Source organism: Methanobrevibacter sp. (assembly GCF_015062935.1).
Lineage (GTDB): Archaea > Methanobacteriota > Methanobacteria > Methanobacteriales > Methanobacteriaceae > Methanocatella.
Window position 1 is genome coordinate 95245 of sequence record NZ_SUTM01000003.1, and the last position, 13711, is coordinate 108955.

General features: G+C 35.1%; 11 protein-coding genes. 3 read left to right on the plus strand and 8 right to left on the minus strand.

Annotated features, from left to right (window positions below; genetic code table 11):
* The first annotated feature begins 1 nt into the window (after position 1).
* Entirely contained in the window at positions 2-1846 is a 1845-nt protein-coding gene (locus E7Z81_RS02125) for a PINc/VapC family ATPase (protein ID WP_292743509.1), read from the plus strand.
* Positions 1847-1850: 4 nt separating this feature from the next.
* Positions 1851-2606: a sugar phosphate isomerase/epimerase gene (locus E7Z81_RS02130; protein WP_292743512.1), complete on the plus strand. Its 756-nt coding sequence runs from the start codon at positions 1851-1853 to the stop codon at positions 2604-2606.
* A gap of 1 nt (position 2607) precedes the next feature.
* Here the strand turns inward: E7Z81_RS02130 and E7Z81_RS02135 are convergent, their stop codons facing one another.
* Positions 2608-4926 (minus strand): DEAD/DEAH box helicase, encoded by a 2319-nt coding sequence (locus E7Z81_RS02135; RefSeq protein ID WP_292743515.1) that lies wholly within the window; start codon positions 4924-4926, stop codon positions 2608-2610.
* Positions 4927-5136: 210 nt separating this feature from the next.
* Between E7Z81_RS02135 and E7Z81_RS02140 the strand changes: the two genes are divergently transcribed.
* Positions 5137-5538 (plus strand): pyridoxamine 5'-phosphate oxidase family protein, encoded by a 402-nt coding sequence (locus E7Z81_RS02140; protein WP_292743516.1) that lies wholly within the window; start codon positions 5137-5139, stop codon positions 5536-5538.
* Here E7Z81_RS02140 and E7Z81_RS02145 read toward each other — a convergent pair.
* From E7Z81_RS02145 to E7Z81_RS02175, 7 genes are all read right to left on the minus strand, one after another.
* Positions 5533-7041: a Mur ligase family protein gene (locus tag E7Z81_RS02145; RefSeq protein ID WP_292743519.1), complete on the minus strand. Its 1509-nt coding sequence runs from the start codon at positions 7039-7041 to the stop codon at positions 5533-5535. The two genes, E7Z81_RS02140 and E7Z81_RS02145, sit on opposite strands and share 6 nt — an antisense overlap.
* On the minus strand, positions 7034-8419 hold the full coding sequence (locus tag E7Z81_RS02150) for a Mur ligase family protein (RefSeq protein WP_292743522.1): 1386 nt from the start codon (positions 8417-8419) through the stop codon (positions 7034-7036). The genes E7Z81_RS02145 and E7Z81_RS02150 overlap by 8 nt, the downstream gene beginning before the upstream one ends.
* 122 nt (positions 8420-8541) lie before the next feature.
* Complete coding sequence (locus tag E7Z81_RS02155; RefSeq protein WP_292743525.1) at positions 8542-9729, minus strand: aconitase X catalytic domain-containing protein; 1188 nt, start codon at positions 9727-9729, stop codon at positions 8542-8544.
* Position 9730: 1 nt separating this feature from the next.
* Positions 9731-11065, minus strand: coding sequence for a DHH family phosphoesterase (locus E7Z81_RS02160; protein WP_292743736.1), 1335 nt, complete (start codon positions 11063-11065; stop codon positions 9731-9733).
* Positions 11055-11453, minus strand: coding sequence for a 30S ribosomal protein S15 (locus E7Z81_RS02165; protein ID WP_292743529.1), 399 nt, complete (start codon positions 11451-11453; stop codon positions 11055-11057). Before E7Z81_RS02165 ends, E7Z81_RS02160 begins: the two co-directional genes overlap by 11 nt.
* A 53-nt stretch (positions 11454-11506) precedes the next feature.
* Positions 11507-12058, minus strand: coding sequence for an XTP/dITP diphosphatase (locus tag E7Z81_RS02170; RefSeq protein WP_292743532.1), 552 nt, complete (start codon positions 12056-12058; stop codon positions 11507-11509).
* 230 nt (positions 12059-12288) lie between these two features.
* Positions 12289-13710 (minus strand): ATP-binding protein, encoded by a 1422-nt coding sequence (locus tag E7Z81_RS02175; RefSeq protein ID WP_292743535.1) that lies wholly within the window; start codon positions 13708-13710, stop codon positions 12289-12291.
* Between the last annotated feature and the right edge of the window lies 1 nt (position 13711).

The window sequence follows — 13711 nt, forward strand, 5'->3', positions numbered from 1 at the left end:
AATGAAATGTATAGTACCAGACACAAGTGCAGTTATAATTGGTGCAGTAAGCGAACTGATTGAAAATGGAGATTTTGACTATCCGGAAATAATTGTGCCCGAAGCAGTAGTCTGTGAGTTAGAACATCAGGCTAATGCCAACAGGGCCGAAGGAAGAAAAGGATTGGAAGAACTTAAAAAACTTCAGGAAATGCAGGAAGACGGTGAGTTGGCAATCAGCTTTAAAGGCAAACGTCCTACCAATTATGATATCAGATATGCCAAAAGCGGAGAAATAGACAGCATCATCAGAGACCTTGCAAGATCAGAATTTGCAACATTGCTTACAAATGACAAGGTTCAGGCCGAAGTGGCAAAGGCACAGGGAATTCCGGTTCATTATTTCAAACAGACATATACAGAAATTCCCCTTTCCATAGAACGCTTATTTGACAGTGAAACAATGTCAGTTCATCTAAAGGAACACGTTGCTCCAATGGCTAAAAAAGGAACTCCTGGCCATATTGAGTTTGTTAAACTGGAAAACAAACCATATTCATATTCACAACTTTCAGATATTGTTGAAGAGATTCTTGAAAAAGCAAAAAATGATCCGAAGACTTATCTTGAATCAGATATGGAAGGTTCATTCGTTGTTCAGTCAAGGGAGTACAGGATTTCAATTGCATATCCCCCTTTTGCCGAAGCTCTGGAAATTACTGCAGTCAAACCTGTGGCAAACATCAGCTTGGACGAATATAACCTTTCAGACAAATTACTGGAAAGAATCAGAACCAGCGCTGAAGGAATATTGATTTCAGGTTCACCGGGAGCAGGTAAATCCACATTTGTTCAGGCAATCGCCAAATACTACTCTTCAAAATTGAATAAGATTGTTAAAACAATGGAATCACCAAGAGACCTGCAGCTGCCGGATGAAATTACCCAATATGCTCCACTTGAAGGAAGCATGGAAAATACTGCTGACGTGTTACTGCTTGTAAGACCAGATTACACTATATATGACGAACTCAGGAAAAATACCGATTTCAACATATTTGCAGACATGAGACTTGCAGGGGTAGGAATGATTGGAGTCGTCCATGCAACACGTCCGATAGATGCAATTCAGAGAATCGCTTCAAGGGTTGAACTTGGAGTAATTCCATCAATCGTGGATACAAGCATTTATATTGAAAACGGTAAAGTTACAAGCGTTTATGAAACAAAAATGACCGTTAAAGTTCCAACCGGTATGAAAGAAGCAGACCTTGCAAGACCGGTAATTGAAGTAAGGGACTTTGAAACCGGCGAGCTTAAAAATGAAATTTACACTTACGGTGAACAGACCATTGTAATGGATATGAATCTGGTAAACGGAACATCAACCGGTGAAAAACAAAAATCTTCCGTTGACATCATTGCCGAAGCGGAAATTTTAAGAAAAATAAAAAGAATCCTTCCTAAAAAAGCCAAAGTTGAAGTTGAAGTAATCTCTCCCGACAGAGCAAACATTTACATTCCGGATCAATACGTTCCAAAAATTATCGGTAAAAATGGAAAGAGAATTGCCGAGATTGAACGTGATATCGGAATAAGCCTTGGAGTGGAAATCATTGATGAAAAACCTGTTGATAAAACTCCATTTGAAATAGACATCACACATACCAGAAAACAGATGATTTTGGAATTGGGAAGAGAAAACGGAAGACAGAACTTTGATATCCTTATTGACGGAGAGTATCTGCTTACAGCCACTACCTCCAAAAAAGGAGAAATTAAAATTAAAAACGGAATTGAATTGTCCGATATCATCTTGGACGCTATTGAGATGGGATTGGAAATTACAGCAGTTAGAAAACAGTGATAATATGAAAATTGGTGCATCATCTCTTGCAGGAATAGACAGACCTTTAGAAGACACATTGGAATTTATTGAAAATTTAGGAATTGAATACACTGAATTGGTACATCAGTTTCCAACAGAAGAGTTTGACACAGATATTTTAGAAAGCTATAACCTCAAATACAGTATCCATGCTCCTTTTATGGATGTCAATATTGCATCCCTTCAGGAAAAAAGCAGACTGAATTCAATTAAGCAAATAAAAAATTCAATTGATTTGGCAAATAAGATTAACGCTGAAGCGGTTGTTGTGCATCCTGGGCTGGCTTCCTATTTACCTAGAAAATATTTCCTCAAAGAGGTCTATGACTGCGTAAGAAAATCAAGTGAAGAACTTAGGGATTATTCAAATGATTTGGGCGTTTTGACAACCCTGGAAAACATGCCTACTTTTGAGTCCATGATTTATTATGACATCAATGATTTGAATGATTTGTTAGTATCACTTGACATGGCAATGACATTGGACATCGGTCATGCAAACCATGCAGGATATGCCGCAGACGAGATGATTTTTGATTCAATTAAACACATACATATCCATGATAATTTTGGTGATGATGACTCACACCTTGCATTAGGTGAAGGCTCTATTGCATTAAATGATATAGTCAATACTTTAGAGGAAAAAAATTTTGATGGCATCTATATCATCGAAGTAAATGATTACGATTCCATAAAAAATAGTTATGAATATATGAAGAAAAACTTTAAAATTTAAATTAAAGAAGTTTTTTTTCTTTAATTTCTTTATTGAAATACAAATACTCAGATTCAACTACTTTTCTTATATTTTTAGCAGTTTTTTCACCAATACCATCAACTTCCTGAAGCTCACTTTCAGAAACGTTAAGGACCTTTTCAACACTGCCGAAATGCTGAAGCAAATTTTTGGCATTTACAGGACCAATGTTAGGCAGAGATTCTACAATAAACAACTGTTGTTCCCATAAACTTACCGGTTTTTTATCTGTTCTAATCTGAATAGGAGTTTTTTCACCAGTCTGTTCACGAACAGCAATTCTTTTTATCATAGCAGCAGTATCTTCAGAGTTTCTTGTAGGAATAATACTAATACCAAAATCAATCGCTATCGCCGCAATAGTTCCCCTTACAGCATTCGGATGAATCATACCGTTGTAAATGTCATCCCCCTCTAAAATTAGAATCGGACGTTTAAACTCTTCAGACAATTCACGGGCTTGTTTGAATAATCTTTTGTCAATTATGGAGTCAACAAAATCCTTTGCTGTTTTTCTCTCAATTACAACTTCATCACTGACCTGATAGTCTCCAACAGCCATGGACCTAACTTTAACATCCATTTCCATTTCAGACAAATGCCTAATTACCTTGGAATTGCCCTCTCTAGAATCAGCGAAAACAACAGTTTTTGATTTTTCGACCTTTGGTCTTTCAATTACTTTAATTTTTTTCTGGTCTTCCATTCTCTCAACTGCAGACGCATTAAGCTCTTCCAAAACTTTCGGATCAATTAACTGATATTTCATTTTTTCTTCTTTTCTTACACTGGACCAGTAATAGGCTTCATCTCTTGTACCGTTGGTAATCAGGACTTTGACACGGCCGGTTCTTTTACGTCCGGTCCTACCTCTTCTCTGAATCATACGAACTTCAGATGGAACCGGCTCATATAAAACAACCAAATCAACAGCAGGAATGTCAATACCCTCTTCGGCAACACTTGTTGATAAAAGCACGTCATATTCTCCCATTCTGAATGATTTTATGATTGCTTTTTGTTCTTTTTGAGTGAGTCCTTTTTTACCGTCCTTTGCAGCCTGACCGAAGAATTTTGCAGATTTGATTCCCTCTTTTTCAAGTTTTTCATGAATCATTTCGAGAGTGTCCCTGTACTGAGTGAAAACAATGATTTTGGATGATTTTTCATCCTTACCGCTTACACGGTCGGACTGGAGTTTGGTCTGACCGTCACCAGTTCCAAGTTCTTTTTTCAAAATATTTGTTACTTCCCTGAGTTTTGGATGTTCCCATCCATGCCTTTCAGCATCACGAGCCATTTTAACAGCTCTTCCGAAATTATCATCCCACATTAGAGATTTAGCCGCTTTTGTTTTCTTTTTTCGTAAACGGGCAATATATTTGTTGAATGTTTGAATACCCTGGGTTTCAATCAGTTCCTGGGAATGCTGAATATTGATTACAGCACTTAAAATTGAGATTGCCTGGAACAGGTCTTTGTCAGGGTTGACGGATCTTGCAATCTCTCCCTGAATTCTTCCTCTTGCTTTAAGGATATCGACTTTGCCTACAGAAACTGTTCTTATAATGCCCATATTTTTTAAAGCTTTTAATCTGACTTTTAAGGCCTTATCAACATATTTCTTGATTTTTTCAAGTTCACTGCTCATCTTAACTCTAACCCAGTCGATTTCAACAGGATTAAAGTATGGTCTGACATCATGGTCATCTTCAGTTTTGACAACAATGTTCTGGATATAAAGGTTTTCACACACTTCCTTGATTTTTGCCTTGTCTGATCCGGGAGACGCTGTCAGGCCTAAAATTAAATTGTAATTGGATTCCTGAACGTAACGGGAAGCCAAATATACATAGGAATAGGCACCGACCCCATGATGGCACTCATCAAAGACAATGAGAGAAACATTGCATAAATCATATCGGCCATTTAATAGATCAGATTCAACTGTTTGAGGAGTTGCGGAAATAATTCTAGACTCTTCCCATCTTTTAACTCTCTCATCAGTTTTTATGGCACCTGTAATGGAAGTGCATGGAAGGGTTAAAAATTCCTTAAAACTGTCTTCATGTTGAATGGCTAAAGGTTTTGATGGTGAGAGAACTAAAACTTTTGAATTTTTAACTTTCTGAAGCCTGTCTGCAGCTACAAGTATTGCAATAATAGTTTTACCTAATGCAGTAGGTGCAACAACCATCGTATTTCCTTTTTTTAATACATCCCCCGCTAAAATCTGCTGATACAATCTAGCCTCAATAGAATCTTTCTTAATCAAAGGATGTGAAATATAATTAGCCATAATTCAACCTTCAAACTTAAATGAATATAAAATGAGTTTACCAATAACCCTTACTATCATATTAATTTTTTCTATTTATAAAAGATTAGTGAGAGCATATGATAAGTAATCCCAGTTACCAACAGGTTACTTAGTTACCTGTTAGTTACAAAAAACCTTTATATACCTTGAAATAAACTATAAACAACAAACTATTAGGAGATAGAAAAAATGAGTGATGTAATAAATTTTTTAAAAGAAAACTCTTTAATATATTTAGCAACCAGTGGACTTGACGGAAACGCAAAAGTAAGACCAATTCTCTTTTACTTTGATGAAGATGAAAAACCATACTTCTGTACCGCAAACACCAAACCAATGTTTAAAGAATTAGATGCAAACCCTAACTGTGAAATAACAGTTGCAACCCCTGAATTCGCATGGTTAAGAATTGCAGGTAAAGTTGAATTCACTGATTCTATAGAGTTAAAACAAAAAGTAATCGACTCAAATGAACTTGTAAAAGCATTATATGAAACTGCTGAGAATCCAACATTTGAAGTATTTACAGTCTCAGGAAAAGCAACTATTGCTGATTTCTCAGGAAATCCACCTAAAACATACGACTTATAAATCAAAGATTAAAGATTTGTATTTGGTAGCAGCTTCACCAATAGCTATTACCATTTCACAATCTAAATTTAAAGCCTTTTTAATACCATCCCTAACCTGATTTTTAGATGCACCCATTGTTCCTGTTTTTGTAAAATCACTTACATAATTTAAAAATATCCTGTCATTCAATTTAGGATTTTCAGTGAGTTTTTCAGAGGCAATCTTTTGGGATGCTGTGGATGCAGGAACTATGAATTTAGAGAATTTCAAAACACTGTTGAAAATGTCCAAATCACCCTTGTATCCTGATTCGGATGAAACTGTTATAACAGTAGTAAAGTCACCATGCAATTTTTTAAATTCCTTTAAGACTGTTTCAACACCTGCGGGGTTATGAGCAAAGTCAACAAATATGTCCTTACCTTTAACTTGAGCGACTTCCTCCATTCTACCGCTGACACCTGTAAAACTTGCAATAGATGGCAATATCTTATCGTAAGGTAAATCTAAAAATTTGTGAGCCGCAATAATGACTCCAGTAATATTATAAACATTATGTAGACCATCCACACCCATTTTAACTGTCAATTTCTCTGTAGGAGTGTGCAAGTCAAAAGTCCTGTTAGGCAAATCTACATTGGTTGCAATATAATCCACCTGAGGGGTTGTAACTCCGCATTGGCAGAAGTAATATCCGCATCCTGAAATGATTTCCTTAACTGCGATTTCACGACCGCATACACATTCTTTCATACCTATTGAATCCGGAAGTTCGTCTACACCGAATGTTATGACCTCACCTTTAAAGTCAAGTTCACGCAACAGTCCAACTATTGTAGGGTCATGTGCATTAACAACCAATTGTCCTATTCCCAATTCCTTAATGAATTCCGCTTTAACATTAGCATAATCCATGAAGCTTCCAAGATCTCTTAAATGGTCCGGAGTGATGTTGGTAATTAAACCTCCTGACATGGATGTGTTTTTTACAATTTTTCCGACAGTGCCCGGAACTCCAAAGGTTCCTACCTCCAGAATTCCCACATCGCCATTTAATCTTGACTGCAGGATAGGAATATATTCGGCATTGCCCTGCATGCCTTCCAAATCATGTTCACATGGTTTGATTCCGTTATCATAAGCTATTTTTTTGAGAAGAGTTGTTGAAGTTGTCTTACCGTTGGTTCCGGTTATTCCAAATACCGGCTTTTCAGGCTGAATCATATCAATAACTTCATCAATTCCTAAAATAGGTTTATCACAGTTTTTCAATACATCAGAATCCTTAGGCAAACTTGCAGGAGGAATTATAATATCGGACTTTTCGAAAAATTTATCGGGAGTCTTTCCATAGTACACTTCAATGTCATATCCTTCAAGGGCATTTGCAAACCGGCAGTCTTTTTTGAATGACAAATCTGTCCCAATTACGTTATAGCCTCTTTGTTTTAAAATTCTTGCTATTAAATTTCCGTTTGCGCCGCAAACACCAATAACTCCAAAGGTCTTATTTTTATTCATATTTTTTACTCCCTTCTTCAAGCCCCTTCATAATCTTATCGACTGTAGTTAGCCTGTCATATGCTATAAGCGGTCCCATATGGAGAATTATATCTCCAGGTTCGGAATATTTGAAGGTTTCACATGCTGCGATTTCAATGTTTTCCACAGCCACCTTTTCAATTTTTGGATTGGTTATTGCATCTAAAATCTCCTGAGCAGCTTCCATTTCTACTTCCTGTGTAACTTCGTTAAATCCACTAGCAATAACTGTCTTAATGTCATATCCACTTACTAACTGACCAACTTCAGCCTTGTCTCTAACGGACAATGTATCAAAATGATCTAAGAATAACACTACACTTTCATCCTTGAAATAATCCAAGGTGATTTTCATTCCATCATACAAGAATGCAGAATCAAGAATTACTTTTCTGCCATTGTAATCGCCGACATCTTCCATGTGTGCAGGCAGTCCTTTAAATACGGTTAAGGCATCAATAATATCTTCCTTAGCAACTCCGTATGTCAGGGCAACAGCTGATGCCGCAACAGAATTTTCAAAGAAGTAGCTCATCATATTGAACGGAGTTGTGAATTCCACATCTTTTGATTTGATTGTTAATGATTTATCTCCAACTGTTCCCTTGAAGTCAACATCCTCATCAAGAGCATAGAAAATTGCATCATCCCTAACGCTTTCGATAATGTCACGACAGGAATTATTGGCTATGAATGTTTCACTCATTGCCTGTAAAACCAATTTACGTTGCTGGTATTTTTCAAGGGAGCCTCCAAATTCAGACAGGTGGTCTTCTGCTATGTTGGTTAAAAGACCAATTTTAATATCCAGCCTGTCCAAAAGGCCTATAGTACCATGAGGAAGTTCAAAAATAGCTATATCACAGTCCTGTGCTTTACCTTTAACAATTCCATCGATAATAGCTTCTGAAACCAAGTTGTTTACTAAAGATGAACATGACCATACCTTATAACCAGCCTGCTTGAAGAGGCTTGTAGTTATGAATGTAGTGGTTGTTTTACCCATGGTTCCGGTAATTCCGATAATGTCTACCGGAATCAAATCATTAACAGTTTTTGAGAATTCTTCATTGGTTAAAACTTTTAATTCTGAATTTTTTACTTTTTGAGCTATTGGAGCTGATTCAGGTAATGTCGGAGGCATGTAAACCGCATCGAAGCCATCAACAGAAGGGTCTTTATTTGCTAAATCCAGAGTAACTCCTTCTTTTTCCATTTCAATTAAACTTCTTTGAAATTCTATTTTAAATTCTGAAATGTCTTTTAAATCAGTTATAACAACTTGATGGCCCAAATAATTTAGCAATCTTGCAACAGGCCTACTTGCATTTCCAGCACCAACAACTAAATAATTCATAAAAAGTCTTCCTCACAATTTATTAGTTTAATTTATAGTTTTTATTTAATTTAAAGTTTTAATTAAAAAAAATTTTATTCGAATTTGTCAGTTAAATTTAAAAAAAAAGAATATTAAAAACCTTATTCGAATTGAATAAGATTTTCTACATCATTATAAACAACATCAAGTCCACACATTGATGGAACATAATTTGCTGCTTTTGCAGAGTTTACACCAATTACCTCAAAGCCCATCTCTTCAATAGGTGCCACAACCATACAGGTGTCACATACAACATTTCCACCTGCGGATTCGATTATTTCTGTGTAACCCATTCTGTCAGCAGTTGCCTTTACGCTAACTGATGTGCAAATCCACAATTTGTTTTTTATTGTTTTACCTTGTACGATACCAGCTACTTGTTTAATTTCTTCAAGTGATGCATGAGGACATCCTAAACAAATAAGGTCAGGTTCTTTATCTGTTGTTGTTAATTTCTGGCGGGTTTCTTGGATTTCCTTGTCTGAAATGAACATTATATCTTCAATTTCACCACTGTCAATTAAATTGGCTTCAGGAGTAACATCCTCCACGTGGTAAAGTGCAACAGATCCTGATGAAGCAAGAGCCGCACCAAGGGTTTTCAAATCGTTGTTGTTTGGAGTGTTTTGAAGTTTGAAGTAAGGCACTCCTCCACCGACAAATTTACCGATAATGTAGCCTAACGCTCCAAAATCAGCGCCTTTCAATTCAGTTGTTACATTAACAACAAGATTTGCCTGCCTATTTTCCTCTAAATGAAAACCATATAATGGAGTTTTACCTACAATAGCTGCTGCAAGAGCTGCAGGGCCTCCCTCACGGTTTGTTCTAGCACCAATTACAGAATTAACATAAGCAACGGCTGAAGATTCTGACCAGGAAACATGGTCCCTGAATCTTGGAACATTACCTACCAGATATGGTGTACAGGTACATGTTTTAGATATTCCGAGATTTGCATATGCATCTACAATCTGATTTTGCTTAATTGCAAAGTCCTTTGGAAACCCTAATTTTTCCCAGTTGTCCAAATCTGTTCCAGGAGGATTGAGTGAAGCATTAATAGTAGCTTTTCCAGACCCATCAAGAGCCAAATCTTCAAGATACTCTAAACCGGCATCCCCAATAGTTTTGTAAGAAACTCCAGAAACCTGTGCAGAAGTAATGTCAACCAATTTGGAAGCTCCATAGATATCTCCTAAAGCAACAAGAATATCCATGCTTTTCCTAATAGTTTCACCGAACTCTCCATCACACATTTGCTGTTCTTCGTTTGTTAAAAACATGTTAATCACCATTTAATTGATATTCAACCATTTCATCAACAATATGCAGGAAGTTATCCTTGCTTTCATATGGTATCATAGCACCGGCAGCAATATCGTGACCGCCTCCAGTACCCCCAAAATTATTTGAAGAATCTTTTAAGGCCTTTCCTAAATTAACGCCTTTTGCAACCATATCCCTTGTGGTTCTGCCTGAAATTTTAATATCCTTATGAAGACGTGACATTCCAATAACCGGTTTGGAATCATCCAATATCTCAACTGACAATCCAATACTTGCAATAGTTCCCATTACAGATTTCAATACCTTGTCTTCACTATACAAATACTGAATTGAATTTAACTGTTGAGCACCTTCCTTTTTAATCCATTCAAGACCTTTGACAATCTGGTCACGGTATTGGCGTTGCAGTCTTAAGGCGGCATCCAAAGCCTGGTCTTTTTCACCTAAAGCAATACTTAAACCCAAGCCCTGTTTTTTATTTTTACCGCAAGCATCGAGAATATAAGAGAATTCTTCCAAATCACGTAACATAGGCACCTGTTTTGCAACAGTGTAACAGTCACCGAAAATATCAGGATTAATAGTAATCAGCGCATCTTTTAGCAAATCTTTTTCTTCATCTTCCAAATCTGTGAATTTAATTCCGTAAGATAAATTCATCTTCTCTAAAAATTCACGGGCACCGTCAAAGTCACCGCTTATTCCAGGAAGAGGAGGTGAAAAAGTATAAGCTAAAGATTTAAAAATCGGTTCAGTTGATTTGGAAACAATCTTTAAGCCTTCATGAATTTCCAGATTACCACTTTCAAGGGCATCATCAAGGATTAGTTTATTAACACCAGTGAATCCGCCTTGTCCTTGCATATCACCAAATGCTCCAACCAGAGCATAATAAGCCAAATGTTTTTTATCCAAATCACGAATGGCCAAATAAGCTGAGCCCGCACCACATAAATCTTTACTACCGTCAACACCGAAAAGGTGAGGGTTGATGTGGACGACATTGCTCTCACTTTCAGTATCGTCTACCTGATGGTGATCTGCAACGATGACATCATGTTTATAAGTGTTAAATTCCTTTATAAATGGACTTCCCATATCTGAGAAGATAAATAAATCATACTTTTCACTTCTAAGCTGATTTACCATATCTTCTTTTAGACGTGGGACAATTGTAGTATGGAATTGAATATTTTCCTCAGCCAAAGCATTAGCTATAACAGCGGCTGCGGAAATTCCATCAGCATCGTTATGAGAAATTAATCTTATAACTGAATCATTTTCCATATGCTCCTTGAGCATACGTGTAGCTTCACTAGCTCTATTTAACAAGGAGTGCTGCTTCTCTTGGATTATATCTCCAACCTTCTGGTAATCTACCTTCACTTACATAGTAAGAAGCTAATCTTCTGATTCTTGATTCGATGATAGTTAAACCTCTTTTTGAGTGTAAGTCTTTAGGGTTTTCTTCTAAGTGATCTCTGATGTTTACTGCTCTTTTGATTAAGTTTAATAAGTCTTCTGGGTATTCTCCAGCTTGACCGTTTCTTCTTAAGATTTCAGTAATTCTTTCACCAGTTACATCTTTAACAGATGGAATTCCGTATTGGTCTCTTAATACAATACCGATTTCGGAAGTACTTTTACCTTCTCTGTTAAATTTTAAAATCATTTCTTCAATTTCTTCATCACTATAAGTTACCCATTCTGGTCTTGCCATAATATAAACCTCTTTAAATTTTTTAAATCTTAAATAAGCCCAATTAAGTTAAACTATTCTCTAGAAGAATACCATTTTATGAATTTTTCTAAAGAATTTTTTCTATGTGAAAATTGGTTTTTTTCATCAGTTGTCAGTTCCCCAAAGGTCTTACCTTCACTAGGAACATAGAAAATCGGATCAAAAGCAAATCCTAAATCTCCCCTTTCTTCAACTGCGATTTCACCTGACACCTTGCCTAAAAAAGTCTTGGGCTCAGAATTGGGGGCACAGTACCCAATAACTGACCTGAATTCGGCATAACGGTCATTTGAATCTGCTAATAACTTTAAAATTCCCTGATTTCCAATAGTATCCTGAACATAATGAGAATACACTCCAGGAAATCCATTCAAAGCTTTAATGAATAAACCAGCATCTTCAACAATCACAGGACAGTCAAGTTCATGACAAGCATATTTTGCGCCTGATATGGCCACTTCCTCAAGAGTTCCCTGAGGTTCTGTGTAACCTAAATCAATATGCTTCAAGTTAATGTCATAATCTTTGAAAATGTTCTCTGCTTCTTTAACTTTATGTTCGTTACCAGTTATAAATGTTATCATATCTTTTAAATATGAAATTAATTTTTATTATAGATGTTGGTAAAAAGTATGAAATGAAAAAAATTTCAGTACTTCTTATCCTTAATTAATTTTTATCTCAACCAACAATTAAATTAGGGTTACTAAACTGAAATGAGATAATAATTGAAAGCAAAATCGATTTAAAATAACCCAAATTTTCATTAATATAACCCAAAATTATGGGTTGATATGAGTCATTGAATAATTAATTACTTAATACCAACATCAGAAATTATTTTAAAAATATTTATTCTTCCATTTTTAGATTTTATTACAAAATTCTCTTCTTCTAATTTATTTAAATCTCGTATTGCAGTGTTTCTAGATACATTAAACATTTTTTGATACTGTGAAATAGTAATTTGGGATTTTTCACTTCTTAAAAATTTAATTTGCCTATCATTTAAACCATTTGAATAATTAAGGATATAATTACTTTTAAATACTACTTTAAAAAAATCATTATTTTCAAAAAAATCAGGTTCATCCAAACCATGATTTTTCATCAAATCTCTCATTTGCTTAATTCCCCTACCCACATGCTCCATATATATTGTATTAGAAAAAATATTACAAATATTGGCGTTTCTATGAATTGGTTCATTTTCTTCAAAATTATAAATATTTAATGGATATTTTAAACGTCCTGGACTTTTTACTTCAATTCTATCTGGATAAATATAAAAATTAACTGATGCTGAAGATATAGTATAATCTCTATGTGCTAAAGCATTCACTAACGCTTCACGTATAGCATTGAATGGATATTCATGAGAAGTATATCTATGAAAACCTTTTACTTCTGAAATATGGCGAGTATGTTTAAAGAAAAATTCTTCGCATTCCTTCAATACTTTAATTAATGAAGTGTTTGAAACATTTTTTTCAAATTTTTTAAATCCACTATCATCAAAAAAATGAACCATTTTTACTTCATGAGGAATATTAAATTTAGATAAATCTTTAGCAAAAAATAATGCCCCTGCAACATTCAATTTAAACTCGCCATTATAATATTCACCTGCATTAATTGTTGATAATGCATTAACTAGTCCTTTTTCATCTCTTAAATTTTTAATAGGACTATAGTCCACACTATTAAAAAACATTTCAACAGCTTCCATATCGACATCATCACATGAAGAGTCAAGTAACAATTCAGAATCATAAGCCCTATAATTAATCAAATTCTTTTCTAAAAAATCACATAAACTTCTTCTAACTTCAAAATATAATTCATATTTGTCTTTGAAAGTTTGATAGCTATGTTCATCTTTTATTTTTTCAATGAAAGTATTGACATTATCTTCCCTGAATTTAACATCTTTAAGGAATATTAACACGTCATTGTGAGCCTTATTGAAGAGATTATATTCGTATTCTGTTGCAGATATTCCAGATTCCGAAATATTCCCATAATCAGAACCAATCAAACCTATATACACATCTGAATTAACCACCTCATGAGAATATAGTTCAACAGGAGTTTTACCTGAAGCAGATGTTTCTTCAAATGAAAATACCTCAAAAAACCTATTTAGTACATAATCCTGTTCGATTTCGCGTTTAACAAACTCACGTTCGTTTTCAAATTCCTGTTGGTTACTGCTTAAGAAAATTTTAAATTTCATG

What these genes read in the sequence shown, in the direction of transcription:
- E7Z81_RS02125 (WP_292743509.1), top strand. Translation starts at nt 2, where the DNA reads ATGAAATGTATAGTACCAGACACAAGTGCAGTTATAATTGGTGCAGTA.
- E7Z81_RS02130 (WP_292743512.1), top strand. Translation starts at nt 1,851, where the DNA reads ATGAAAATTGGTGCATCATCTCTTGCAGGAATAGACAGACCTTTAGAA.
- E7Z81_RS02135 (WP_292743515.1), bottom strand. Translation starts at nt 4,926, where the DNA reads ATGGCTAATTATATTTCACATCCTTTGATTAAGAAAGATTCTATTGAG.
- E7Z81_RS02140 (WP_292743516.1), top strand. Translation starts at nt 5,137, where the DNA reads ATGAGTGATGTAATAAATTTTTTAAAAGAAAACTCTTTAATATATTTA.
- E7Z81_RS02145 (WP_292743519.1), bottom strand. Translation starts at nt 7,041, where the DNA reads ATGAATAAAAATAAGACCTTTGGAGTTATTGGTGTTTGCGGCGCAAAC.
- E7Z81_RS02150 (WP_292743522.1), bottom strand. Translation starts at nt 8,419, where the DNA reads ATGAATTATTTAGTTGTTGGTGCTGGAAATGCAAGTAGGCCTGTTGCA.
- E7Z81_RS02155 (WP_292743525.1), bottom strand. Translation starts at nt 9,729, where the DNA reads ATGTTTTTAACAAACGAAGAACAGCAAATGTGTGATGGAGAGTTCGGT.
- E7Z81_RS02165 (WP_292743529.1), bottom strand. Translation starts at nt 11,453, where the DNA reads ATGGCAAGACCAGAATGGGTAACTTATAGTGATGAAGAAATTGAAGAA.
- E7Z81_RS02170 (WP_292743532.1), bottom strand. Translation starts at nt 12,058, where the DNA reads ATGATAACATTTATAACTGGTAACGAACATAAAGTTAAAGAAGCAGAG.
- E7Z81_RS02175 (WP_292743535.1), bottom strand. Translation starts at nt 13,710, where the DNA reads ATGAAATTTAAAATTTTCTTAAGCAGTAACCAACAGGAATTTGAAAAC.